This window comes from Vibrio sp. 1978 (assembly GCF_033344345.1).
The window spans coordinates 1-670 of the sequence record NZ_JAWPOP010000524.1 but is presented as its reverse complement, the minus strand read 5'-3'; the positions used below and the strand labels follow the sequence as shown (position 1 = coordinate 670).

Below are 670 nucleotides of genomic sequence, written 5' to 3'. Positions count from 1 at the left end.
CAATTGAACAAGTAACAATAACTGAATCAGTGACAACATGGTCTCGCACCCAAGCAAGCAGAAATGAGGCTACACCCTTACCACGAGCAGACGGTCTAGTTTCATAGCCAACATGACCAATGACATTTTCTACGTTGGCATTAGTACCTTTGCGAACTCGGATTGCACCTAAAATTTCGGAGTTCGATACACAGTAGTAAGTTGTGCTAGGTAAATATCCCTTTGGTAACTCGGAGATTGCCTTTGAGCGTTCGACCAAACCTGACAAATAAGCTGTAGGATCTTGCTCCTCACCCGAATATTTTGGAATACCCGATTCTAGGCATTCTTTCGCATAACTCGCTAATATTGGCGCCAAATCAGGGTTGGCCTCTACCACCTCCATGTCAATTTTCCTCATAAGCACATAACGCCAAATTAAGGTGTGAACAACGCTAACACCTTACCTAAAGCATTGTGCCATAAACACTAAACTGGCTTGAAGCGAAAGCGCCGAGCGTTGTGAATCACTCTTAAATTTATTGTTATGTACGTTGTACCGAACGCACTGGTACCCAACCGACTTCACCCGTTGACCTCGAAACTCGATACCACTCATTGAGTTCGAATAGCACTGACAGTTTTTCGCCAATGACAGTATTAAGCTCAACATTGTCATAGTCTTCAAGCA

Annotated in this window: 1 protein-coding gene; it reads right to left on the bottom strand. The window is 43.6% G+C overall.

Going from position 1 to position 670, the window contains the following annotated elements; genetic code table 11:
• The coding region (locus R8N49_RS27615) for a GNAT family N-acetyltransferase (RefSeq protein WP_318190516.1) at positions 1-385 on the bottom strand (385 nt) is incomplete at its 3' end.
• Positions 386-670: the final 285 nt, after the last annotated feature.